20 protein-coding genes, 1 pseudogene and 1 riboswitch are annotated in these 23,918 nt (G+C 72.6%); of the genes and pseudogenes, 11 read left to right on the forward strand and 10 right to left on the reverse strand.

Annotation, left to right across the window (positions count from 1 at the left end):
• The first annotated feature begins 97 nt into the window (after nt 1-97).
• Together trpD and ABZ386_RS03675 are read left to right on the forward strand one after the other, a co-directional pair.
• A complete protein-coding gene (gene trpD, locus ABZ386_RS03670; protein ID WP_356501221.1) occupies nt 98-1,162 on the forward strand; it encodes an anthranilate phosphoribosyltransferase in 1,065 nt (354 codons plus the stop codon).
• Between the two features lie 73 nt (nt 1,163-1,235).
• Nucleotides 1,236-1,352: riboswitch (SAM riboswitch) on the forward strand.
• A 145-nt stretch (nt 1,353-1,497) separates the two neighbouring features.
• Nucleotides 1,498-2,865, forward strand: a complete 1,368-nt coding sequence (locus ABZ386_RS03675; RefSeq protein ID WP_358963457.1) for an aminotransferase class V-fold PLP-dependent enzyme — start codon at nt 1,498-1,500, stop codon at nt 2,863-2,865.
• Here ABZ386_RS03675 and ABZ386_RS03680 read toward each other — a convergent pair.
• The 7 genes from ABZ386_RS03680 to ABZ386_RS03710 all read right to left on the reverse strand — a co-directional run bounded on the left by ABZ386_RS03680 (nt 2,820) and on the right by ABZ386_RS03710 (nt 9,132).
• Nucleotides 2,820-4,013, reverse strand: a complete 1,194-nt coding sequence (locus ABZ386_RS03680) for a glycerate kinase (RefSeq protein ID WP_351332017.1) — start codon at nt 4,011-4,013, stop codon at nt 2,820-2,822. The genes ABZ386_RS03675 and ABZ386_RS03680 overlap by 46 nt on opposite strands.
• A 10-nt stretch (nt 4,014-4,023) precedes the next feature.
• On the reverse strand, nt 4,024-5,439 hold the full coding sequence (locus ABZ386_RS03685; protein ID WP_351332014.1) for an SLC13 family permease: 1,416 nt from the start codon (nt 5,437-5,439) through the stop codon (nt 4,024-4,026).
• Between the two features lie 138 nt (nt 5,440-5,577).
• A complete protein-coding gene (locus tag ABZ386_RS03690; RefSeq protein ID WP_020272949.1) occupies nt 5,578-6,237 on the reverse strand; it encodes a response regulator transcription factor in 660 nt (219 codons plus the stop codon).
• Entirely contained in the window at nt 6,234-7,616 is a 1,383-nt protein-coding gene (locus ABZ386_RS03695) for an ATP-binding protein (RefSeq protein WP_358963681.1), read from the reverse strand. Before ABZ386_RS03695 ends, ABZ386_RS03690 begins: the two co-directional genes overlap by 4 nt.
• A gap of 58 nt (nt 7,617-7,674) precedes the next feature.
• On the reverse strand, nt 7,675-7,998 hold the full coding sequence (locus ABZ386_RS03700) for a small secreted hydrophilic protein (protein ID WP_358963459.1): 324 nt from the start codon (nt 7,996-7,998) through the stop codon (nt 7,675-7,677).
• Nucleotides 7,999-8,101: 103 nt separating this feature from the next.
• Nucleotides 8,102-8,383 carry an Lrp/AsnC ligand binding domain-containing protein gene (locus tag ABZ386_RS03705; RefSeq protein ID WP_351332010.1) on the reverse strand — a complete coding sequence of 94 codons (282 nt, stop codon included), beginning with the start codon at nt 8,381-8,383 and terminating at the stop codon, nt 8,102-8,104.
• On the reverse strand, nt 8,380-9,132 hold the full coding sequence (locus ABZ386_RS03710; RefSeq protein WP_358963462.1) for a rhomboid family intramembrane serine protease: 753 nt from the start codon (nt 9,130-9,132) through the stop codon (nt 8,380-8,382). Before ABZ386_RS03710 ends, ABZ386_RS03705 begins: the two co-directional genes overlap by 4 nt.
• Before the next feature lie 160 nt (nt 9,133-9,292).
• On the opposite strand from ABZ386_RS03710, the gene ABZ386_RS03715 reads away from it, so the two are divergent.
• From ABZ386_RS03715 to ABZ386_RS03735, 5 genes are all read left to right on the forward strand, one after another.
• Complete coding sequence (locus tag ABZ386_RS03715) at nt 9,293-9,532, forward strand: hypothetical protein (RefSeq protein ID WP_003989675.1); 240 nt, start codon at nt 9,293-9,295, stop codon at nt 9,530-9,532.
• Nucleotides 9,533-9,569: 37 nt separating this feature from the next.
• Nucleotides 9,570-10,919, forward strand: a complete 1,350-nt coding sequence (locus ABZ386_RS03720; RefSeq protein WP_351332005.1) for an NYN domain-containing protein — start codon at nt 9,570-9,572, stop codon at nt 10,917-10,919.
• 247 nt (nt 10,920-11,166) lie between these two features.
• Complete coding sequence (locus ABZ386_RS03725; RefSeq protein ID WP_351332003.1) at nt 11,167-12,207, forward strand: NlpC/P60 family protein; 1,041 nt, start codon at nt 11,167-11,169, stop codon at nt 12,205-12,207.
• A gap of 211 nt (nt 12,208-12,418) precedes the next feature.
• Nucleotides 12,419-13,432 (forward strand): NlpC/P60 family protein, encoded by a 1,014-nt coding sequence (locus ABZ386_RS03730; RefSeq protein ID WP_351332000.1) that lies wholly within the window; start codon nt 12,419-12,421, stop codon nt 13,430-13,432.
• A gap of 33 nt (nt 13,433-13,465) precedes the next feature.
• Nucleotides 13,466-14,650 (forward strand): hypothetical protein, encoded by a 1,185-nt coding sequence (locus ABZ386_RS03735; RefSeq protein ID WP_351331997.1) that lies wholly within the window; start codon nt 13,466-13,468, stop codon nt 14,648-14,650.
• 98 nt (nt 14,651-14,748) lie between these two features.
• Here the strand turns inward: ABZ386_RS03735 and ABZ386_RS03740 are convergent.
• A pseudogene (locus tag ABZ386_RS03740) lies at nt 14,749-15,273 on the reverse strand (PadR family transcriptional regulator); the annotation flags it as partial.
• A gap of 124 nt (nt 15,274-15,397) precedes the next feature.
• Here ABZ386_RS03740 and ABZ386_RS03745 point away from each other — a divergent pair.
• Complete coding sequence (locus ABZ386_RS03745) at nt 15,398-16,720, forward strand: MATE family efflux transporter (RefSeq protein WP_358963465.1); 1,323 nt, start codon at nt 15,398-15,400, stop codon at nt 16,718-16,720.
• Here the strand turns inward: ABZ386_RS03745 and ABZ386_RS03750 are convergent.
• On the reverse strand, nt 16,681-17,916 hold the full coding sequence (locus tag ABZ386_RS03750) for a glycosyltransferase family 87 protein (RefSeq protein WP_358963467.1): 1,236 nt from the start codon (nt 17,914-17,916) through the stop codon (nt 16,681-16,683). The genes ABZ386_RS03745 and ABZ386_RS03750 overlap by 40 nt on opposite strands.
• A 118-nt stretch (nt 17,917-18,034) precedes the next feature.
• On the opposite strand from ABZ386_RS03750, the gene ABZ386_RS03755 reads away from it, so the two are divergent.
• Nucleotides 18,035-19,177 carry a glycosyltransferase family 4 protein gene (locus ABZ386_RS03755; RefSeq protein ID WP_358963469.1) on the forward strand — a complete coding sequence of 381 codons (1,143 nt, stop codon included), beginning with the start codon at nt 18,035-18,037 and terminating at the stop codon, nt 19,175-19,177.
• A gap of 166 nt (nt 19,178-19,343) precedes the next feature.
• Nucleotides 19,344-20,930, forward strand: coding sequence for a GMC oxidoreductase (locus ABZ386_RS03760; RefSeq protein ID WP_356501230.1), 1,587 nt, complete (start codon nt 19,344-19,346; stop codon nt 20,928-20,930).
• 13 nt (nt 20,931-20,943) lie between these two features.
• On the opposite strand, the gene ABZ386_RS03765 is transcribed toward ABZ386_RS03760, so the two are convergent.
• Nucleotides 20,944-22,740 (reverse strand): AMP-dependent synthetase/ligase, encoded by a 1,797-nt coding sequence (locus ABZ386_RS03765; RefSeq protein ID WP_351331983.1) that lies wholly within the window; start codon nt 22,738-22,740, stop codon nt 20,944-20,946.
• Nucleotides 22,741-23,036: 296 nt separating this feature from the next.
• On the opposite strand from ABZ386_RS03765, the gene ABZ386_RS03770 reads away from it, so the two are divergent.
• A complete protein-coding gene (locus ABZ386_RS03770) occupies nt 23,037-23,834 on the forward strand; it encodes a metallophosphoesterase (protein WP_351331980.1) in 798 nt (265 codons plus the stop codon).
• Nucleotides 23,835-23,918 lie beyond the last annotated feature (84 nt).

Genomic DNA, 23,918 nt, shown 5'->3' on the forward strand with positions numbered 1-23,918 from the left:
TTCGGACGGGGCCCTTCGCGGTGCCGTGGGCTGGATAGGGTGGACCTCGTTGAGACTCTCGTCCCGTAGTGCGGGACGCCTGACCCTGGAGCGGCTTATGAGCGCTGTGACCCCCGCTGGAGGCGACACCGCGGCGGGCCGCTCCTGGCCCCTGCTGTTGAACGGCCTGCTGGAGGGCCGGGACCTGACGGCCGACGACACCGCGTGGGCGATGGACCTGATCATGCGCGGCGAGGCGACGGACGCGCAGATCGCCGGGTTCGTGGTGGCGCTGCGCGCCAAGGGCGAGACCGTCGAGGAGATCGCCGGGTTCGTCCGGGCGATGTACGAGCACGCGAACGTCATCGAGGTGCCGGGCCCGGCGGTCGACATCGTCGGCACCGGCGGCGACGGGGCGAAGACCGTCAACATCTCCACCATGTCGGCGATCGTCGTCGCCGGCGCGGGTGCGAAGGTCGTCAAGCACGGCAACCGCGCCGCGTCCTCGGCGTCCGGCGCCTCGGACGTCCTGGAGAAGCTCGGCGTCAACCTGGAGCTGCCGACGCACCGGGTGGCCGGGGTGGCCGAGGAGGCCGGGATCACCTTCTGCTTCGCGGCGAAGTTCCACCCGTCGATGCGGTACGCGGGCGCGGCACGCGGCCAGTTGGGCATCCGGACGATCTTCAACGTCCTCGGACCGCTGACCAACCCGGCGAAGGTCCGGTCCCAGGCGGTCGGCGTGGCGGACCCGCGCATGGCGCCGATCGTCGCGGGCGTCTTCGCCGAGCGCGGCCACTCCTCCCTGGTCTTCCGCGGCGACGACGGCCTCGACGAGCTGACCACCACGGCCACCTCCCGGGTGTGGGTCGTCCGGGACGGCAAGGTGACCGAGGAGGCCTTCGACCCGCGCGAGGTGGGCATCGAGCTGGTCCCCGTGGAGGCGCTGCGCGGCGCGGACGCCTCCTACAACGCCGAGGTCGCCCGCCGCCTGCTGGACGGCGAGACCGGCCCGGTCCGGGACGCGGTGCTGCTGAACTCGGCCGCGGCCCTGGTGGCGCTGGAGCCGGGCACGGGCACGCTGGCCGAGCAGATCCGCGCCGGGCTGGCGAAGGCCGCCGAGTCGATCGACTCCGGGGCCGCCAAGCGGACCCTGGAGCGGTGGGTGGCCGCCAGCAACAAGTAGCGCGCGACTCGGCGTCCCGCGATCCGGACTCGGGTTGCGGGACGCCGATCACTTCACGTACGTTCCCGTACCAGGTCATGAGTGACAGTCATGAGGCCCCGGCCGACTGTCCGGCAACCCTCCGTCCGTGGCGGGGTGCCCCGGGTGAAGACCAGGCCGCAGGCAGCGAGGTCTGCGGCAAGCGCGGACCCCTCGCACGCTTTTGGAAAGTGTGGGACCAGGGGTCCTGGTCGACGAGGAGCCTTCCGTGAGTCAGCGAATGCGATAGGGCCGCAGAGCCCCGCCTCCGCACACCCTTTCTCTCTCTTCACCCCTGTCTCTCACGGGAGTTCACCATGTCCGTCTCCACCGTTGCCGCCGACCGTTCCGTTTGTGCCCCGCTGCCCGTTCTGGGCCGGGATGTCACCGTGCCGCTCGTGACCGGCGGTGAGGTCACCTACGCCGCGCTCGACTACGCCGCCAGCGCCCCGGCGCTCCAGCGGGTCTGGGACGACGTCGCCGCCTACGCGCCGTACTACGGCAGCGTCCACCGCGGTGCCGGGTACCTGTCCCAGCTGTCGACCGACCTGTTCGAGACCGCCCGCCGGACCGTCGCGGAGTTCCTCGACTGCCGTGCCGGCGACCAGGTGGTGTTCACCCGGTCCACCACCGACTCCCTCAACCTCCTCGCCGCGGCCCTGCCGGAGGGCTGCCAGGTCTACGTCTTCGAGACCGAGCACCACGCCTCCCTGCTGCCCTGGCGGGGCGCCCGCGTCACCTACCTCGACGCGCCGAGCAGCCCCCGCCAGGCCGTCGAGACCCTGGAGAGCGCCCTCGCCGACCGCGACCCCCACGGCCCGGCCCTGGTCTGCGTCACCGGCGCCTCGAACGTCACCGGCGAGCTGTGGCCCGTACGGGAGCTGGCGGCGGCCGCGCACGCCCAGGGCGCGCGGATCGTGCTGGACGCCGCCCAACTGGCCCCGCACCACCCGGTGTCCGTCACGGACCTCGACGTCGACTGGGTCGCCTTCTCCGGGCACAAGCTGTACGCGCCCTTCGGCTCCGGCGTCCTGGCCGGGCGGGCCGACTGGCTGCGCGAGGCCGAGCCGTACCTCGCGGGTGGCGGCGCCTCCCGCAAGGTCGCGCGGCGCACGGACGGGGGAGTGGACGTGGAGTGGCACGAGAGCGCCGCCCGCCACGAGGCCGGCTCCCCGAACGTCATCGGCGCCTACGCCGTCGCCTCCGCCTGCAAGGCCCTCACCGAGGCCGGATTCGACACCCTCGTCGCCCGTGAGCAGTACCTGATCGAGAAGGTGCGCGCGGGGCTCGCCGAGGTGCCTCAGGTCCGGATCCTCTCCCTCTTCGGGGCCGACGCCCCGCGCGTCGGGGTGATCTCCTTCGTCGTCGACGGCTGGAACAGCTCCCACTTCGCCGCCGCCCTCTCCGCCGAGTACGGCATCGGCGTCCGGGACGGGCTGTTCTGCGCCCACCCGCTGCTGCGCACGCTGCTCGGCAGCGACCCGCAGACGCAGGGCGAGTGCGGGGCGCCCGAGGCGGCGCCCGGGGAGAAGTCCCTCAACGCCATCCGCGTGAGCTTCGGGGCCGGCACGCCGGACGAGCACGTCGAGCGGTTCGTGAGCGCGGTGAAGGAGCTCGTGACGGACGGCGCCAAGTGGAACTACCGCACGGAGGACGGGCGTTGCGTCCCGGACACCTCGGCGTGAGCCGGTAGCCGGGCGCCCAGGACGATCATCCGCAGGGCCCGCTCGGTGGCGTCGGTGAGCAGCTCGCTCGCCCGCAGCAGCGCCTCCGCCAGCTCCATCGGGGCGGGCAGGATGCCGTGGCAGGCGTCCACGCCCGGCACCTCGTGCGCGCCCTCGCCGAGCGTGCCCGCCAGGGCCAGGACCGGGCGGCCGTACAGCTTGGCCCGGCGGGCCACCTCGGCCGGGACCTTGCCGCGGGGCGTCTGGTGGTCCAGGGCGCCCTCGGCGGTGACGACCAGGTCGGCCCGGGCCAGGCGGGCGTCCAGGTCGAGGTGGTCCAGCAGCACGTCGAAGCGGGGCAGGAGGCGGGCGCCGAGCGCGGCGAGACCGGCTCCCAGGCCGCCGGAGGCTCCGGTTCCGGGGCCGTGGCGGAGGTCGGTGTCCGGTACGGCGACGTCCCGGGTGAGGACGAAGGCCCAGTTCTCCAGCGCGGCCGACAACTCCTCGACCTGCTCGGGCGTCGCCCCCTTCTGCGGCCCGAAGACCCGGGCCACACCGCGCTCGCCGCACAGCACGTTGTACGGGTTGCAGGCGACGAGCAGTTCCACCTCCGCGAGACGGGGGTCGAGGCCCCTCGGGTCGATGCGGTGCAGGCGGGCCAACGCGCGGCCGCCGTGCGGGAGTTCCCTGCCGTTGTCGTCCAGGAGTCGGGCGCCCAGCGCCTGGAGCGCGCCCGCGCCCCCGTCCGAGGTGCCCGAGTCGCCGCAGCCGACGAGGATCCGCCGTACGCCGGAGTCGAGCGCGGCGCGGAGCAGTTCGCCGACGCCGTAGGTGGTGGTGGCGCCCGGGTCGCGCAGATCGCCCGGGACGAGGGAGAGGCCGGCGACCGCCGCCATCTCCACCACCGCGGTGTCCCCGTCGCCCAGGAGGGCGAAATGGGCGGCGATGGTCTCCCCGACCGGGCCGGTCGCGGGCACGGTGACGATCCTGCCGCCGGTCGCGGCGGCCAGGGTGAGGGCCGTGCCCTCGCCGCCGTCCACCAGCGGGACGAGGTCGAGCTCGGCGTCGGGCAGGACACGGCGTACGCCGGCCGCGATGGCGTCGGCGGCGGCCTCCGCGGACAGGGACTCCTTGAAGCCGCTGGGGGCTACGACGACACGGGTCAGCATGGAGGGCTCCTTAACGGGTGACGGACACGCCGAGCAGCGGCCACACGGCGACGGCGAAGAGCAGCACGAGGGCGGCGGTCAGCGGGGCCAGGAAGGCGGACAGCCGCAGCAGGTCGCGCGGGGTGTAGGTGGGGGTGCCGGGGAGCTGCGCGAAGAGCGTGACCGGCTTGGCGGAGGCGGGCAGGGTGTGGCAGAAGCCCGCGGCGGCGGTGGAGGCGAGCGCGGCGGCGACCGGGTTGACGCCGACGCCGACGGAGGCGGCCACGACCAGCGGCACCAGGACCGAGGAGCGGGCCGAGCGGGACTGCAGGACCAGATGGGCCGCCGTGCTGACGGCGATCACGATCGCCAGGAACACCACCGGGGACTCGTTCGCCGGCAGCCCGGAGACCAGCCACTTCGCCGCCCCGGAGTCGGCGAGCGCGACGCCCATCGCCATCGTCGCCGCCATGAACAGCAGCAGCGACCAGGGGACGGTCTTCAGCGCGTCCTTCAGGCGCACGGTGCCCAGGGCGGGCGAGGAGGCGATGACGGCGCCGATCAGCGCGACCAGGGCCGGCGGCACCCGGTGCAGCGGCTCGCTGCACCACAGGAGCACCACCGTGGCGAGGAGCAGGGCGCAGCGCTTCTCGGCCTGGCTCCAGGGGCCGGTGACCGGCTGCTCGCTGTGCTCCTGGATCTGCTCGGGGGTGATCCGGACCGGGCCGCGGCGGTCCGCGCGCCGGGTCGTCGTCAGCAGGACCACCTCGGCGGCCAGGTGCGAGGAGACCACGGCCAGCGGCAGCCCCAGCAGCAGCCACTCCGTGAAGCCGATGTGCTGCCCGGTCGTCTCCCACAGCACCGACACGGTGATCAGATGCGCGCCCGCGCCGATCAGGGTCGCCACCGCCGACAGAAGGATCACGGTCGGGAACAGCAGCGCCAGCATCACGACCAGTCGTTTCCGGTCGGCGAGGACCTTCGCCAAGGCGAGGAACACCGGCAGCGCGAGCGCGGCCCGGCCCGAGGTGGCGGGCACCGCGAACGCCGTGACGACCAGGGCGGCGGTCGTCAGGTGCACCAGCTGCCGTACGGTGCGCGCCCCGCTGACCAGGAACACCGCCGCCCGGCCCGCGAGCCCGGTCCGGCTCACCGCGGCGGCCAGCACGAACGCGCAGATCAGCAGCCAGACCGTGGCATCGCCGAGCGTGCCGAACAGGGTGTCGCTGCTGATCACCCCGGTCACCGTGAGCGCGAGCCCGGCGCCCAGCGCGATGTAGGTGTCGTCGATCGACGTCCCGATCCAGGCGCAGGTCGCGAGCGCGAACACGGCGAGAGTGAACCGGGCGTCGCCGCCGAGCCCCGGGAAGTTCGCGGGGACGGCGAGCAGTGCGCACAACGACAGCGCGATGCACAGGGCGGTGGTGGTTCGGAGGTTCAGCGTCACACCGTCGAGGATTCGCCCGGGCGGTGAGCCGTCGATGAGTCCTTCATGAAGGAACTTTCACCACAGTGCCCCAGGGGCGCGGGGAACGGCGCGATCAGCCCACGACGTCCCGCACCCGGCAACGGCACCCGAGCGGCACTACGGCAGCCGGTACCCCATCCCCCGCACCGTCTCCACGCGCTCCGCCCCCAGCTTCTTCCGCAGCGTCCGCACGTACACGTCCACGATGTTGGACCCCGGGTCGAAGTCGTACCCCCACACATGGGACAGGATCTGCTCCCGGGACAGCACCTGCCCGGGATGCCGCAGGAACAGCTCCAGCAGCACGAACTCACGCGCTGTCAGATCGACCGTCCGTTCCCCGGACCGGGCGCGCCGCGTGCGCAGATCGAGGCTGAGGGAGCCCGACCTGAGCACCGTCACCTCCGGCGCCCGCGCCGCCGTGCGGAGCCTGAGCCGCACCCGGGCGAGCAGTTCCTCGAACCGGAACGGCTTGGTCATCCAGTCGTCGGCGCCGCCCTCAAGACCGGCCACGGTGTCCCGGACGGAGTCCCGCGCGGTCAGTACGATCACCGGCACCGTCACCCGCGCCTCGCGCAGCTCGCGCAGGATCGTGAAGCCGTCCCGGCCGGGCAGCCCGATGTCCAGGACGACGAGGTCGAAGCCGCCGGTCAGGGCGTACTCGTACCCCGCGTCGCCGTCGGTGACGACGGTGGTGGTGAAGCCGTTGGAGCGCAGGCCCTTCTCCACGAAGGAGGCGATGCGCTCCTCGTCCTCGACGATGAGGATGCGGTTCACGGCAGGTCCCCTTCCGGTACCCGGTGCGCGTGCAGGACGAGGGCGAAGGTGGCGCCGCCCCCGGGTGTGTCGTGGAGCCGTACCCGGCCCCGGTGGCCCTCGGCGATCGCCTTGACGATGGACAGCCCGAGTCCGGCGCCGGAGCCCCGGGCGCCGCGGCGGGCCGTGCCGCGCCGGAAACGCTCGAAGATCACCTCCCGGTCCTGGGGCTGCACCCCGGGCCCGGAATCGGCGACGTACAGCTCCAGGTCCGGGCCGTCGGCGCGGGAGCCGATGCGGATGGTCTGGCCGGTCGTGGTGTGCTGCACGGCGTTCTGCGCGAGCTGCACCATGGCCTGGGTGATCCGCTGCGGGTCCAGCTCGGCCTCCAGGTCGGCGACCCCGTCCAGCTGCCAGTCGCGTTCGCCGAGGGTGCGGGCCTTGACGTAGACGTCGGCGGTCAGTTCGGCGACCTGGACCGGCTCGGGCGTGACGAAGTCGGGGCGTTCGGCCTTGGCGAGCAGCAGCAGGTCCTCGACGATGCGGCTCATCCGGTCCAGCTCGTCGGTGACCAGCCGGACCGTCTCCTCGCGCTCGGCCGGGTCGTCGCCCATGACCTCCAGATGGCCGCGCACGATGGTGATGGGCGTGCGCAGCTCGTGGCCGGCGTCGTCGACGAACTCGCGCTGCGCGGCGAAGGCCCGCTCCAGCCGGTCGAGCATGCCGTTGAACGTCTCGGCGAGGGCCGCTATGTCGTCGTGGCCGTGCACCGGGATCCGGCGCGTGAGGTCCTGCTCGGTGAGCTGCGCGGCCGCGGTGCGCACCACCCGCACCGGCTTGAGGATCCGCCCGGCGACCGCCCAGGCGATGCCGACGGTCAGCAGCAGGGCAACCCCGGAGATGACGAGCAGCGTGCGGAACACGGTGTTCACGCGGGTCTGCTCCCGCTCCGGGTGGAAGGCGACGACGAACGCGGCGTCCGGCGCCCGGCCCGGCTGGGCCACGGTGACCTTGGCCCAGCGGATCTCGCCGTGCGGCCGGTGCAGCACACCGGAGGACTCGGGGGAGTCGAAGATGCGGCGCCGCGCCTCCGGGTCCCGGTGCAGGGGCAGGGCGACGGGCAGGTCGTGCGGCTGGCGGATCTGCCGGGGGCCGCGGTCCGCCCGGCCGACCAGGCCGATCAGCTCCTCGTCCGCGTCCGGGTACTGCCGTTCCAGGAAGACCGTGAGCAGCCGGTCCGCGTCGGTGAACGGCCGGCCGGTCTGCGGATCCCCGCCGCGCTCCTCGAAGTTGGCGAACTCGCCGGTCTCCTGGGTGAGCAGCCGGTTGATCCGGTTGTCGACGTCCCGCATCAGGAACGAACGGGTGGTCATGGCCACCGAGGCGAGCGCGACCGCCATCACGAGCAGCAGCCACAGCAGGATGCGGACCCGGGCGGAGATCCGCCGGCGGCCCGTGTCAGTTGTCGTTTCCGGCGTCGTCGTCGCGCGGCCCGTCGTCTCCGGTGCCCCGGCCGCGGTCGTCGTCGTCATCGTCACTCGCTGAGCTGTCGGTCACCGGAGGCCGCGAGACGACCTCGTCGCCCGGCGTGGACTCGGGTGAGGGCTTCGGGGTCGGCTCCAGGGTGGAGGTGGGCGTGGGCGTGCCGCGGTCCAGCTCCACCTGCTGGGCGGGCACCTTGGGCGACTCGGGGCGGTCGGCGAAGGCGTAGCTGGTCGCGGCGATGCCCAGCGGGATCAGCACGACGGCGGACAGGGCCGCCATACGACGGGAGAAAGCCATGCGCCCGATCCTGCGGACGGAACCCGGAGCGGACGATGAACCCCGGATGAAGAACTCTTCATCCGGGAGTCGGGGGCCCGGCCCCAGGGCGTGCCGGACGGGCCTAGTTGTCCAGGCCGATCGAGAACGCCGCCTCCAGGTCGTGCTGCGAGTAGGTGCGGAACGCCACGTGCGTGTCCGTCCCCTCCACACCGGGGATCTTGCTGATCCGCCCCGGGATGACCTCCGCCAGGTCCTCGTGCCGCTTCACCCGGACCATCGCGATCAGGTCGTAGGTGCCGGTCACGGAGAAGACCTCGCTGACGTTGTCCAGCGCCGCGATCGACTCCGCGATCTCGGGAATCCGGTCCACGCTGGTCTTGATGAGGACGATCGCGGTGATCACGGCTGGTTCTCTCCCTCGGGGGCCGGAGCAGGGGCGGCCTTCACTCTAGTGGGGCCGGTCGGGCGGCCGTAGCGGACCGATGCGTAGCCGAAGCCGAGCCCGAAGCCGATCAGGTGGGCGAGGTAGGCCACCCCCGGCCCGTCCGAGGCCCGCCCCGCCGCCAGCCACTGCAGGGCCGCCCAGAACGGCAGGACGATCCACGCCGGGAAGCGCACCGGCAGGAAGAAGAGGAACGGCAGGAGACTGGTCACCCGGGCCCGGGGGAACAGGTACAGGAACGCGCCGAGGACCGCCGAGATCGCCCCCGAGGCGCCGACCAGGGACTGCTCGCTGTCCGCGTTGGCGACGGCGTAGCCCAGCAGGGCCAGGTAGCCGCAGCCGACGTAGAACAGGGTGAACTGCACCCGGCCCATCCGTTCCTCGGTCATCGCCCCGAAGACGTAGAGGAAGAGCATGTTGCCGAGCAGGTGCACCCAGCTGCCGTGGACGAACAGGGCCGTCAGGGGGGTCAGGGCCGATCCGGCCGACCCGTCGAACAGTTCTGCGGGGATCACGCCCCAGCGCCGGAAGTAGGCCCGCTGCTCGGCGAGGAGGCCGTCGCCCGCGCCGTACGCCGGATTCAGGCCCGAGGCGGGCCCTGCCAGGAAGAGCAGGCAGCACAGGGCGATCAGTGAGTACGTCACCGGCGCCGACGCCCCCTGGACCGATCGGGCCGCCCGGACGATCGACGCGCTCCACGTTCTGATCATGAATACAGAGCATGACGTAACCGGACGCAACCGCACAGACCGCCTCGCCGCCGTGGACGCGTGGGCCACGGGGAGCCACCAGGCCGTAGGGTTACGAGCCACACGCACCGGGGAAGCCCGGTGGCGTCACGGACACTAGAAGGAAAGAGAACAGGTCACGATGACGGTTCCCCTGCCGACCGCCGAGACGCGGTGGCGCTGCACCCTCTGCGGCAACCTCACGCGGTTCGACGTGACCCGCTCGTCGAAGGTCGTGGAGTACGTCCACCTGGACCTGGCCGGAGAGCCGAAGGTCGAGGAGCGCGAGGTGCTCAGTGAGACCATCGAGTCGGTGCGCTGCCGCTGGTGCAACGCGGTGGACCAGGTGGAACTCGTGGACAGGCCGGGTGCCGGCTCCTGACAGGAGCGGCCCCCGCACAGGCATTGGGGTGTGACGGATGGTGGAGACCACGGGCGGGGGGCCGGGCGACGGCGCCGCCGAGGTGCTCGACCGTCCCCTGCCCGACGGCGTGCGCCGCAGGGTCGTGCAGATCGTCTCCGACGGCTTCGGCTCGCTGACGGTCGGTGAGCTGCCCGCGCAGCTCAGGCAGTACGCCCGGTTCGCCCCGAACCGCCGGGCCAAGTTCGCCGGCAACGCCATGGCCGCGGCGCTGGAGACCGACCCGCTGTTCCGGCAGCGCATCGGGGAGAAGCTCAGAGAGGCCCAGCCGGAACTGACCGGCGCCCTCGACTCAGGCTCCCCGCCCCCGGCCGCGGACCCGCTCGACGTGGCGGCCGCGGCCTACGTACTGCGGCCCCTCGGCTGGGTGAAACTGGTGACCGCCGCCGGCGAGGAGGCCCAGCGGGCCGACGCCGAGCGCGCCGACGAGGAGAACCGGGCCGAGCTGGAGCGGCTGCGCGCCGAGCTCGACCGGGCCCGCGACCACACCCGGGCCGAGACCGAGCGGCTGCGCGCGGAGCTGGAATCCGCCAAGAAGGAAACTGAGTCGCTGCACCGCAAGCTCCGCGCCGCCCTCAGCGACGTCAAGCGCGGCGAGGCCGCCCTGCGCAAGGCGCACGGCGAGATCGAGGCCGTGCGCGCCGAGGGGCAGGCCCAGGTGTCCGCCGCCGAGAGCGAGACCCGGCGCCTCAAGGCGCGGCTGGGCGAGACCGAGGCCGCCCTGGAGGCCGCGCGCCGGGCCGCCCGCGAAGGCCGCAGCGTCGAGGACATGCGGGTGCGGCTGCTGCTGGACACCCTGCTGGACGCGACCCAGGGGCTCCGCCGCGAACTGGCCCTGCCGCCGGTGTCGGTGCGGCCCGCCGAGACCGTCGACGCCGTCGAGCCGGGCCGGATGACCCCGAAGGACATCGCCGCCCGCGCCCTGTCGGAGAACGACCCGCAGGTCCTCGACCAGCTGCTCGCGCTGCCGCAGGCCCACCTCGTCGTCGACGGCTACAACGTCACCAAAACGGGCTATCCGCAGATGCCGCTGGAGAAGCAGCGCCTGCGGCTGCTCGGGCAGCTCTCCCAACTGGCGGCGCAGAGCGGCGCCGAGGTGACCTGCGTCTTCGACGGGGCCGAACTGGCCGCGCCGGTGCTGCTCGCGCCACCGCGCGGCGTCCGCGTGCTGTTCTCGAAGCCGGGCGTCACCGCCGACGAGCTGATCCGCCAGCTGGTCCGCGCCGAACCCCCGGGCCGCCCGGTCATCGTGGCCTCCACCGACCGCGAGGTCGCCGACGGAGTGGCCCGCGCGGGCGCCCGTCCCGTGGCCTCGGCGATGCTCCTCAAGCGCCTTTCGCGGTCGTAGGGGGCGTACGTCCGCTCCGTAACCTCCGGGCGTGATGCCCGAATTGATGGGACCTGTGGGGCACGTTAAGTCAAGTGGGTCTCACCGCCTGTGAATCCAGATGAAAAGATGGCTTGCTGTGGCGCAATTTTTCAGCTGAGGATTTGAACTGATCACAGGAAGGTCACTAGGGTCAGGCCCCGAACCTCCGCTCGGGTGATCACTCATCGGGAGAGACGGCGGAGGGGCCAGAAGGAGCTTTTCACCCGTGGCGTCCCACCGTCGTCCGAAGCAGCCGAGCCGCGCACGTGTGACCGTGCTGACCACCGCCGCCGCCGCTGCCGTCGCCTTCAGCTCGCAGGCCGCCAACGCCGCCCCCAGCGAGAAGCCGAGCAAGGACGAGGTCAAGGCCAAGGTCGACAAGCTCTACGAGGAGGCCGAGCAGGCCACCGAGAAGTTCAACGGCGCCAAGGAGAAGCAGGAGAAGCTCCAGAAGGAGATCTCCACCATCCAGGACAACGTCGCCCGCGGCCAGGAAGAGCTCAACGAGCTGCGCGACAGCCTGGGCCTCGCCGCCGCCTCGCAGTACCGCACCGGCTCCATCGACCCCTCCGTCCAGCTCTTCCTCTCCTCGGACCCGGACGACTACCTCGACAAGGCCTCCACGCTCGACCAGCTGAGCAGCCAGCAGGTCGAGGCCCTGAAGAAGGTCCAGGAGAAGCAGCGCGAACTCGCCCAGGAGCGCGCCGAGGCCTCCGAGAAGCTCAAGGACCTCGCCTCCACCCGCGCCGAACTCGGCAAGAAGAAGAAGGAGGTCCAGGGCAAGCTCGCCTCCGCGCAGAAGCTGCTCAACAGCCTCACCGCCGCCGAGAAGGCCGAACTCGCCGCCGAGCAGAACCGCGCCAGCCGGGCCAGCGAGCGCGAGGCCCTCAGCGCCGACGTCCCGCCCGGCTCCGGCCGCGCCGCCGCCGCCTTCGCCTTCGCCCAGAGCCAGCTCGGCAAGCCCTACGTCTACGGCGCCACCGGCATGAGCTCCTACGACTGCTCCGGCCTCACCTCCCGGGCCTACGCGGCGGCCGGCGTGCAGATCCCGCGCACCTCCGAGCAGCAGGCCCAGATCGGCACGAAGATCTACTCGGTCAGCCAGCTCAAGGTCGGCGACCTCGTCTTCTTCTTCAACGACCTGCACCACGTCGCCCTCTACGCCGGCAACAACACGGTCATCCACGCCCCGCGCACCGGCACGGTCGTCCGCTACGAGTCGATGGACACCATCGGCGGCCCCTTCATGTTCGGCGTCCGCGTCTGACCCCGTCCCCCCGGCGTCTCCAAGATCAGGACGCCGTGTCCGCCGTTCGGGCGAATCGCGACCGCCCCGAGTGAGCCCACGCCCCGCCGGTGACCTGCGTCAGCGGCGGGGCGTCGTGCCGCGTTCCCACGGATGGTCGTTGGCGGCCCCCTGCCACGGGGCTACTGTCTGCCGCGTTCCAAGTCCGCCAGCGGAAGGAGAGCGGCTTCCCGTGGGGTCCCAACACCGCCTTGCACCGTCCGGGTTCGACCGCGGCGCCCGTGTCGCGGTCGGCTTCCTGTCCGTCGCGGCCGCCGCCCTGGGCGCGGTACCGGCCGGCGCCGCACCGTACGACGACACCCGGGCCAAGGTGGACCGGCTCTACGCGCAGGCCGAGAAGGCGACCGAGGCGTACAACGAGGCCGACGAGCGCGCCGACGAGCTGCGCGCCGAGGTCGGCACCGCCCGGGACCGGATCGCCCGGCAGCAGCAGCGCATCAACTCCATGCGGGACTCGCTCGGTTCGCTCGCCGGCGCCCAGTACCGCTCGGGCGGCATCGACCCCTCCCTCGCCCTGCTGTTCTCCGAGGATCCGGACGACTACCTCGACAAGGCCTCCCGGCTGGACCGCATCACCGCCCACCAGGCCGGCGAGCTGAAGGACCTCCAGGACGCCATGCGCGAACTCGCCCAGGACCGCGAGGAAGCCACCGGCAAGCTGCGCGAACTGGAACAGAGCCGCAAGGCCGTCGCCGCCCACAAGAAGACCGTCGAGCAGAAGCTCGCCGCGGCCCGGCGGCTGCTCGACTCCCTGCCGGACGACGAGCGCGCCGCCTACGACCGCGCCTCCCGCTCCGGCCGCACCGGCATGCCCGACCTCGGGAGCGCCACCGCCGCCTCGGGACGCGGGGCCGCCGCCGTGGCCGCCGCCCGCAGCGCGCTCGGCAAGCCCTACGTCTGGGGCGCCAACGGGCCCACCGGCTTCGACTGTTCCGGCCTCATGCAGTGGTCGTACGCGCAGGCCGGGGTCTCCCTGCCGCGCACCTCGCAGGCCCAGCGGTTCGCCGGCCGGCAGGTCCCGCTCTCCGAGGCGCGCCCCGGCGACCTGGTCGTCTACCGGTCCGACGCCAGCCATGTCGGGATGTACATGGGCAACGGGCAGGTCATCCACGCGCCCTACCCCGGCGCGCCCGTGCGCTACGACCCGGTCGGGATGATGCCCGTCTCGTCGGTCACCAGGGTCTGACCGGCTCGGCCCCGCGCCCGTACGATCAGGAGCGTGGCTGGTCGAAGGTCGGGGTCCGCGGTGGTGGCGCTCGTTCTGCTGCTCGTCGCCCTGGTGGGGTGCGGCGGGCCCACCGCGGCCGACAGCGCCACGGCCGACGTCCAGCGGCTCCTGGACCGGCGGGCCGCGGCGGTCCTCGACCACGACGAGCGGGCCTGGGAACGGACGGGCACCGGGGGCGATTTCGCCGCACTGCGGGCGGTGCCCCTGTCCGACTGGTCGTACCGCGTGACCGGAGTGCACCGCACCGGCGACACGGCCACCGCCGACGTCGAACTGCGCTACCGCCTCGCGGGGCACGACCGGGCGCCGGTGACCGCCGGGCGCACCCTGCGGCTCGGCCGGGACGCGGACGGGCGGTGGTCCGTCGACGCCGACCGGCCCGCGAAGAAGTCCGCCCAGCAACTCTGGGACCAGGGGGCGGTGCAGGCCGTCCGGGGCGCCCACAGCCTCGTCCTCGGCGTCGGGCAGTCGGGCCGGTCGCTGCGCGACTTCGCCGATCTGGCCGACCGGGCCGTGCCCGCCGTGTCGGACGCGTGGGGCGCCGACTGGAGCCGCCGCGTCGTCGTGCTCGTACCGAAGTCGCTGGAGGGGATGGCGGGGCTGCTCGGCTCGCCCGCCTCCTCCTACCGCGGGATCGCGGCCGTCACCACCGGCGAGACGGGCGCGCCCGCCCGGGCGCCGGCGGACCGGATCATCGTCAACCCGGAGGCGTTCGCCCTCCTCGGCGGCCTCGGCGAGCAGGTCGTCCTCACCCACGAGACCACCCATGTGGCCACCCGGGCCGCCACCACCCCCGCGACGCCCCTGTGGCTGTCCGAGGGCTACGCCGACTGGGTCGGCTACCGCGCCGTCGGGCGCAGCCCCGTCGACGCCGCGCCCGAGCTGTCCCGGGCGGTGAGCGCGGGGCGGGTCCCGGAGGGGCTCCCGGACGACGAGGACTTCGGCTTCACCGGTGACGCGAGCAGGCTGGCCCGGGCCTACGAGAGCGGCTGGACGGCGTGCCGGCTGATCGCCGAGCGCTGGGGCGAGTCGCGGCTGCGCGAGTTCTACCGTGCCGTCGGCGAGCACCGGGAACGGGCCGGGGCGGTGGAGGAGGCGATGCGCGAGGTGCTGGGGACGACACCGGAGGCCTTCACGGCGCAGTGGCGGGAGTATCTGCGGGGTCAGCTGGGCTGATTCCGGCCTGCCTGATCCCGGCCTGCCTGATCCCGGCCTGCCGGATCCCGGCCTGCCGGATTCCGGCTGGGCTGGTCTCGGTCGGCCTGATCCCGGCCGGATTCGTCCAGCAGCGCGATCGCCTCCCGCAGCCAGGTCCGTTCCGCCTCGCCCGTCGCGCGGGCGACCCGCAGCATGCCCTGGCGGAACAGGTCGTCCGCCTCCTCGGCCCGGACCGGCTTGCCGGAGTCGTAGAAGAAGCTGCTCGGTGTCTCCAGGAAGTCCAGCCGGCGGCGCAGCACCGCGGCCTGCTCGTGCCGGTCGGGCAGGTGGCGCAGAAACGCCAGGACCGTGTTGAAGCGGACCTGGTCGGTGATCTCGGTCTGCTTCGGGTGGCGCAGCCGCTCCAGCAGCTCCGCGCGGCCCTGGTGGGTGAGGGCCAGGATCCGGCGGGGGGCCGCGCTCGCACCCGGCTCGGTGCGCTGGTCGAGCAGGCCGGCCCCGACCAGGCGCGTGATCGCCGGGTAGAGCGCGCCGTCGCTCACCGGCCGGACATGGCCGGTCAGCGCCTTGATGCGCTCCTTCAGCTCATAGCCGTGCAGGGGCTCCTCGGCCAGGAAGCCCAGGATCGACAGCTCCAGCATGGTCCTCCTTGCGGACGCGTACAGCGCATGCTACCTCTTAACGAGCTACCTCTAACCGAGGTAGCTCGCATCGAGGGTCACCACTCGTATCGAGGGTCACCGTGACTCGGGGGGAACAGCCACCGTGAACGCCCACCGCGAGCAGCTCGTCCTGCTCGCCCGCCCCGTCTACTTCTCGCTCCTTGCCTCCGTCGCCGCGGGGATCGTCAACACCGTCTGGGTCGCCCGGCTGGGCGGCCCGGCCGTGGCCGCCGTGGCCGTGGCGACCACCACCGAGAACGTGCTGCTCGGCATCGCCCTGGTCTTCGGCTCCGGCACGACCGTGCTGGTCGCCCACGCCCGGGGCGCCCGCGACCCCGCCGCCGTCCGGGCCGCCGTGCGCGGCGGATGGGCGCTGTGGGCGGTGGTGACGCCGGTGGTGGTGGTCTGCGGCCTGATGTGGCGCGAACCGCTGGCCCGGCTGGTGCTGGGCGGGGCCGACAGCGCCGCCCTCCCGCTCGCCGTCGCCTACTTCACGCTCGCCATGCCCGGCACGGCCGTCTTCTTCGCCCAGCAGCTCGTCGACGGCATCCTCAAGGGCACCGGTGACACCCGCACCCCGATGCGCCTCGCCCTGCTGTCCAACGGCCTGATCCTGGTCCTCGACCCGTTCCTCATCCACCTCTGCGGCGTCCAGGGCGCCGCCGTCTCGACGGTGCTGTCCCGCTGCGTGGCGCTCGCGGCCGGACTGGTCGCGCTCCGGCGCGACGCACTGCTCCGGACGGCCCGCGGGACGGCGCCGGGGGAGCCCCTGGCCGGCTCCCGGCGCCGGACGCTGACGACCGGCCTGCCCATGTCGGCCGACTTCACCGTGCGGCAGACGGGCGCCCTGGTCCTGGTCGCGGTCGTGGCACGGCTCGGGGTGACGGCGGTGGCCGCGTACGCCATCGCCTACAAGTCCCTGTACGTGGCGACCATGGCGTTCTACGCGGTCCGTCAGGCCGCCTCCATCCACACCGCGCACACGCGGGGCGCCGGTCAGGACGCCCGGCGGGCGATCGGGCGGCAGGCCGTACTGCTCTCCGGCGCCCTCGGGCTCGGCGCGGCCGTGCTCCTGGCCGTCACCGCCCCCTGGATCATGGCCGCCTTCGGCGCCGGGCCCCGGATCGCGGGCGAGGGCGTGCTGTTCCTGCGCTGCGTCGGGCCCTATCTGGTGCTGCTGGGGTGCCTCATCGCGCTCGGCGGGGTCTTCGAGGGCAGCGGGCGAGCCTCGACGCTGCTGCGGGTGACCGTGCTCGGGACGGCCGTCCAGCTGGGACTCGCGTACGCCCTGACGGGGCTGGGGCTGCCCGGGGTGTGTCTCGCGATGGCGCTCGCGACGGCCGTGCAGTGCGCGTCGGCGGGGCTGCTGTTCCGGCGGGCCCCGGTTCAGGAGGAGACGGGCGTCTCGCCGGCGCGGACGGGCTGAGCCGGTGCGGGAGCGGTGAGGGTGCGCGGCACCGTCGCGCGCCACAGGGCACGCGCCGCGAGGAGCGTCGCGGCCACCAGCAGGCCGTTGCGCAGGAACAGCAGGGTGATCCCGAGGCCGTCGCTGGCCACCACATTGGCGAAGTACAGCGGGAACTCCAGCACCGTCACGAAGCACGCCACGAGGACGAGGAGGACGGGCAGCCGCATCCGGCTCCCCGGGAAGTACAGGCACACCGCCGCCAGCCCGACCAGCCACACCATGTACTGCGGGCTGATCACCCGGCTGGTGGTGGTGAACATCAGCACCGCCACGAACGCCGCGTCGGCCAGCGTGTGCTCCTCGAAGCGCCGGGCCAGCAGCCGCCACAGCACCAGCCAGCCGAAGGCCGCACCCGTCAGGAACAGCGCGCCGATGCTCACCTCGCTCACATACGGCCCGAGGAACTCGATCGAGCCGTAGTTCAGCTTCACCTCGCCCCGCCAGCCGAAGTGCCGGGCGACATGGAAGACCAGCGCGCCCAGCGACTCCACCTCGGTGCCCCGGTCGCGCTGGAACGTCAGGAAGGCGAACGCGCCCGGCATCGCCAGGGCGAACACGCCCGTCACCGCGACACCGGTCACCAGGGCCGACACCCAGGCGCTGCGCCGCCGTGCGGCCAGCAGCAGCATCGCCGGCCACACCTTCAGCAGCGCGCCGAAGGCGGCCAGGGCCCCCATCGCCCTCGGGTGCCGGGCACCCGCGAGCAGCGCGGCCACCGCCACCGCCGTGACCATCACGTCGTAACGGGCGTACACCGTCGGCCCGAGCAGCGGCACGCCGATCACCCACACCCAGGCGCCGCGCAGGGACCGGCCCGGGCGGCGCCCCGCGTACGTCAGCAGGGCCAGCACGGCCAGGTCGGTCACGCAGACCAGGACGAAGAAGGAGGTCGCGTACTCCAGGAAGGGCAGCAGAGCGGGGGAGAGGATCGCCAGGGTGGCGGCGGGCGGGTACTGCCAGGTGACGTCCTCCAGAGGGAACGTTCCGGTGCGCAGGACGCCGTACCAGCCCTGGTAGATCACGTGCACGTCGCTCGTGACGTCCGGGCCCGGGAAGACGTACACCTTCAGCACGAACAGCAGCAGCACCGTTCTCGTGAGACACCAGATCACCGGGAGCCATGCCAGGGACCGCCTCGCGCCCGTCGTCTTCACGTGATCCCTGCCTGTCCGCGTGCCGTGTCGAGGGGGCCATGATGGGCCCGCCGGCTGTGAGCGTGCCATACGTGCCGCCGCGCAGGGCCGCGAGGGGCGGTTCGGTAGGGTCGGCGGCGTGCGCAAGACCCTGATCGTGACCAACGACTTCCCGCCCCGGCCCGGCGGCATCCAGGCGTTCCTGCACAACATGGCGCTGCGGCTCGACCCCCGGCAACTGGTCGTCTACGCGTCGACCTGGAAGCGGAGCCGGGAGGGCGTCGAGGCGACCCGCGCCTTCGACGCCGAGCAGCCCTTCACCGTCGTACGCGACCGTACGACCATGCTGCTGCCGACGCCGGGCGCCACCCGGCGGGCCGTCGGGCTGCTGCGGGAACTCGGGTGCACGTCGGTGTGGTTCGGGGCGGCGGCCCCCCTCGGCCTGATGGCGCCGGCCCTGCGCGCCGCGGGCGCCGAGCGGCTGGTCGCCACCACGCACGGCCACGAGGCCGGCTGGGCGCAGCTGCCCGCCGCCCGGCAGCTGCTGCGCCGCATCGGGGACTCCACCGACACGATCACCTACCTCGGCGAGTACACGCGCTCACGGATCGCCACCGCCCTGACGCCCGAGGCGGCCGCGCGCATGGTCCAGCTGCCGCCGGGCGTCGACGAGAAGACCTTCCACCCCGGCTCGGGCGGCGACGAGATCCGGGCCCGCCTCGGCCTCACGGACCGCCCGGTCGTGGTCTGCGTCTCCCGCCTGGTCCGCCGCAAGGGCCAGGACACCCTCATCCGGGCCATGCCCCGGATCCTCGCCGCCGAGCCGGACACGGTGCTGCTCATCGTCGGGGGCGGCCCCTACGAGAAGGACCTGCGCCGCCTCGCCCACGAGACCGGCGTCGCCTCCGCCGTACGCTTCACCGGCTCGGTCCCCTGGTCCGAGCTGCCCGCCCACTACGGCGCCGGCGACGTCTTCGCGATGCCCTGCCGCACCCGCCGCGGCGGCCTGGACGTCGAGGGCCTCGGCATCGTCTACCTGGAGGCCTCCGCGACGGGCCTCCCGGTCGTCGCCGGCGACTCGGGCGGCGCCCCCGACGCGGTCCTGGACGGCGAAACCGGCTGGGTGGTACGCGGCGCCTCCCCCGAGGAGACGGCCGACCGCGTCACCACCCTCCTCGGCGACCCGGAGCTGCGCCGCAGGATGGGAGAGCGAGGCCGAGAGTGGGTCGAGGAGAAGTGGCGCTGGGACCTGCTGGCGGAGCAACTGAGGGACTTGCTGTAAGTGCCCTCAGGGGCGCGGGGAACTGCGCGACCGGCCACAGCGAACCCGCACCCGCCGTCAAGGATCAAGCGGCACCCCACTAGGCGGAACCCCGGATACCGCCGATGCTGCGCCCATGACATCAAACCTGATGCATCGTCACCTGACAAGACGTCAAATCCTAGGCATGGCAGCTCTGCAAACCGCAGCCACCCTCGGCTTCACCCGCATAGGCCTCGAAAGCGCCCGAGCCGCCCAGCCCGACGCAGTCGACACCGCCCCCGCCATCGTCGTCGGCTCCGGCTACGGCGGCGCGGTCGCCGCCCTCCGTCTCGCCCAGGCCGGCATCCGCACCCTGGTCCTGGAGATGGGCCGCCTCTGGAACACCCCCGGCCCCGACGGCAACGTCTTCTGCTCCACCCGCACCCCGGACCAGCGCTCCATGTGGTTCCGCACCCGCACCGAGGCGCCCCTCGGCACCTTCCTCTGGCTGGACGTCGTCAACCGCGACATCAGCCGCTACCCGGGTGTCCTGGACCGCGTCCACTTCGCGGAGATGTCGGTGTACGTCGGCCGGGGCGTCGGCGGCGGCTCCCTGGTCAACGGCAGCATGGCGGTCACCCCGCCCCGCGCGTACTTCGCCGAGCAGTTCCCCAGCGTCGACGCCGGCGAGATGTACGGAACGTACTTCCCGCGCGCCCGCGCCGCCCTCGGCGTCAACACCGTCGACCCGGCCTGGTTCGAGTCGACGGACTGGTACCGCTTCACCCGCGTCTCCCGCAAGCACGCCGAGAAGGCCGGCCTGCGGACGACCTTCGTGCCGAGCGTCTACGACTTCGGCCACATGGAGCGCGAGGCGGCAGGCTCCGCCCCGAAGTCCGCGCTCGCCGGGGAGGTCATCTACGGCAACAACCACGGCAAGCGCAGCCTCGACAAGACCTACCTGGCCGCCGCCCTCGGCACCGGCAAGGTCACCGTCCACACCCTGGAGAAGGTGCGCGCGATCAGCAGGGCGCCGGACGGCGGCTACGTCCTGACCGCCGACCGCATCGACGCCACCGGCCGGGTCGTCGAGACCAAGGAGTACGGCTGCACCTACCTCTTCCTCGGCGGCGGCAGCCTCGGCACCACCGAACTGCTGCTGCGCGCCCGGGAGACGGGCACCCTGCCCGACCTCCCGGCGAGCGTCGGCACCGGCTGGGGCACCAACGGCAACGTGATGCTCGGCCGGGCCAACCACCTGTGGGACACGGTCGGCGCGAACCAGTCGACCATGCCGGTCATGGGCATCGACGACTGGGCCAACACCGCCAACCGCGTGTTCGCCGAGATCGCCCCGCTGCCGACCGGCCTGGAGCACTGGGTCAGCCTCTACCTGGCGATCACCGGGAACCCGGAGCGGGCGTCGTTCTCCTACGACACCGGCTCGGGCGAACTGCGCCTCGGCTGGACCGCCGCCCACAGCGCCGTCTCCGTCGCCATGGCCAGGAAGCTGTTCGACCGGATCAACGCGGCCAACTCGACGATCTACCGCTACGACCTCTTCGGACCGGGCAGCAAGGTCTTCGCCGACGACTTCACCTACCACCCGCTGGGCGGCTGCGTACTGGGCCGGGCGACGGACAACTACGGCCGGGTGAAGGGGTACTCCCGGCTCTACGTCACGGACGGCTCGCTCGTGCCCGGGTCGCTCGGGGTCAACCCCTTCGTGACCATCACGGCGCTCGCCGAACGCACGATGGCGCGGGTCCTCGCCGAGGACACCGCGCCATGACTCCGCCCGCGCGCTACTTCGCGTAGATCGCCTCGATCTCGTCCGCGTAGTCCTTCGCCACCACGTTCCGCTTCAGCTTCAGCGAGGGCGTCAGGTGGCCCGACTCCTCCGTGAACTGGGAGGACAGAATGCGGAACTTCCGCACCGATTCCGCCTTCGACACCGCGGCGTTGCCGTCGTCGACCGCCGCCTGGATCGCGGCCAGCAGGTCCGGGTCCTCGCACAGCGACGCCGCGGTGGAACCCGCCGGCTTGCCGTGGTCCGCGCACCAGCGGCCCAGGAACTCCTCGTCGATGGTGACCAGCGCGCCCACGAACGGCCGCCCGTCGCCCACCACCATGCACTCCGCGACCAGCGCGTGCGCCCGGATGCGGTCCTCGATCACGGCCGGGGCGACGTTCTTGCCGCCCGCGGTGACGATGATCTCCTTCTTGCGGCCGGTGATCCGGAGGTAGCCGTCCTCGTCGAGGGTGCCGATGTCACCGGTGTGGAACCAGCCGTCGGCCAGCGCCTCCGCGGTCGCGCCGGGGTTGTTCCAGTACTCCTTGAACAGGTGCTCGCCGTGCAGCAGCACCTCGCCGTCGTCGGCGATCCGGACCACCGAGCCGGGCAGCGGCTGGCCGACCGTGCCGATCTTCTGCCGGTCCCAGGGGTTGAACGCGGTGGCCGCGCAGGACTCGGTCAGGCCGTAGCCCTCCAGGACCGTGAAGCCGATGCCGCGGAAGAAGTGGCCGAGGCGCTCGCCCAGCGGGGCGCCGCCGGAGATGGCGTACTCGCCCCGGCCGCCGAGGACCGCGCGGAGCTTGCTGTAGACGAGCTTGTCGAACGTCTTGTGTTTGATCTTCAGGCCGAACGACGGGCCCGAGGGGGTGTCCAGCGCCTTGCTGTACGCGATCGCCGTGTCGGCGGCCTTGTCGAAGATCTTGCCCTTGCCGTCGGCCTGCGCCTTGGCGCGCGCCGAGTTGTAGACCTTCTCGAAGACGCGCGGCACACCGAGGATCAGCGTCGGGCGGAACGCGGCCAGCTCGTCGGTGAGGTTCTTGATGTCCGGGACGCAGCCGAGCTTGATCGGCGCCATCATCGGCGCGATCTGCACCAGCCGCCCGAAGACGTGCGCGAGCGGCAGGAAGAGCAGCACCGAGCACTCGCCCGTGCGGAACAGCGGACGCAGCCGCTCCACGATGTTGCCGCACTCGGCGAAGAAGCTGCGGTGGGTGAGCACACAGCCCTTGGGGCGGCCGGTGGTGCCCGAGGTGTAGACGATGGTCGCCGGGTCGTCCGCCTTGGCGATCGAGCTGCGCTCCTCGACCGTCTCGTCCGTGACGTCCTGGCCGAGCCGGCCCAGCTCGTCGAGGCCGCCGCCCTCGATCTGCCACACGTGCTTGAGCGCCGGCAGCCCGTCGCGCACCGACTCGACGGCGGTCGCGTGGGCGTCGGTCTCCACGACGCAGGCGGTCGCCCCCGAGTCGCCGAGGATCCACCGCACCTGCTCCGGCGAACTGGTCTCGTACACCGGCACGGTCACCGCGCCCGCGCTCCAGATCGCGAAGTCCAGCAGCGTCCACTCGTACCGGGTGCGGGACATCAGGCCCACCCGGTCGCCCGGCTGGACCCCGGCGGCGATCAGGCCCTTCGCGACCGTGCGCACCTCGGCGAGGAAGGCGGTGGCCGAGACGTCCTGCCAGGTGCCCCCGACCTTGCGGGCGATCACGGCGACGTCCGGGTGCTGCGCGGCGTTTCTGCGGACGATGTCGGTCAGGTTCCCGTCCGCGGGGACCTCGTACAAGGCCGGAAGGCTGAACTCGCGCAAGACTGCTGCTCCTCATAGGGCGCCGGCGCCACGACGGTGTGTGCTGCGACGGTGCGGTCCAAGGCTCGGGCGGGTGCTCGGGCATTCACTTGTTGAAATGCAGAGCACGACTGGACTGCCCGGACGTTACCCGCCGGTATGGCGTCTCCGACAGGGGGGCCCGTCGAGATGTTCGCTGCGTCACACAGTTGGGTATTCCTTCGCGCACAGTAGTCCACGGACTAAATGACTGGCCAGTAACCGCAGGTAGGGCCGCCACTGTTCACGTATGCCGCACACGCTTACGCTTGATCGTCATGGCACCCACACCCGCCGCAGACAGAAGGACACGTGTGCACGTGGTCAGCGACGTGCACGGCAACGCCCGTGACCTGGCCAGAGCCGGCGAGGGCGCCGACGCGCTGATCTGCCTGGGCGACCTCGTCCTCTTCCTCGACTACGCCGACCACTCGCGCGGCATCTTCCCCGACCTGTTCGGCGTCGAGAACGCCGACCGCATCGTCGCGCTGCGCACCGCCCGGCGCTTCGAGGAGGCCAGGGAGTTCGGGGCGCGGCTGTGGGCCGGCATCGGCGGGGACCGGGCCGCGGTGATCGAGAAGGCGGTGCGCAAGCAGTACGCGGAGATGTTCGCCGCGTTCCCCACACCGACGTACGCCACCTACGGCAACGTCGACATGCCACCCCTGTGGCAGGAGTACGCCGGCCCCGGCACGACCGTCCTCGACGGCCAGCGCGTGGAGATCGGCGGCCGGGTCTTCGGCTTCGTCGGCGGCGGCCTGCGCACACCGATGCGGACGCCGTACGAGATCAGCGACGAGGAGTACGCGGCGAAGATCGAGGCGGTCGGCGAGGTCGACGTGCTGTGCACGCACATCCCGCCCGAGGTCCCCGAGCTGGTCTACGACACCGTCGCGCGCCGCTTCGAGCGCGGCAGCCGGGCCCTGCTGGACGCCATCCGCCGCACCCGGCCCCGCTACTCCCTCTTCGGTCACGTGCACCAGCCGCTGGTGCGCAGGATGCGGATCGGGGCAACCGAGTGTGTGAATGTGGGGCACTTCGCGGGGACCGGGACACCGTGGGCGCTGGAATGGTGAGGGCCGCCCAGGTCGGGTGAGATCGGCGGGTCCCGTGCGCGGTAGCCTTCACGCTGCACACACGTGCGCAGGACGACCTCTTAC

It is taken from the genome of Streptomyces sp. NPDC006140, assembly GCF_040628815.1.
Lineage (GTDB): Bacteria > Actinomycetota > Actinomycetes > Streptomycetales > Streptomycetaceae > Streptomyces.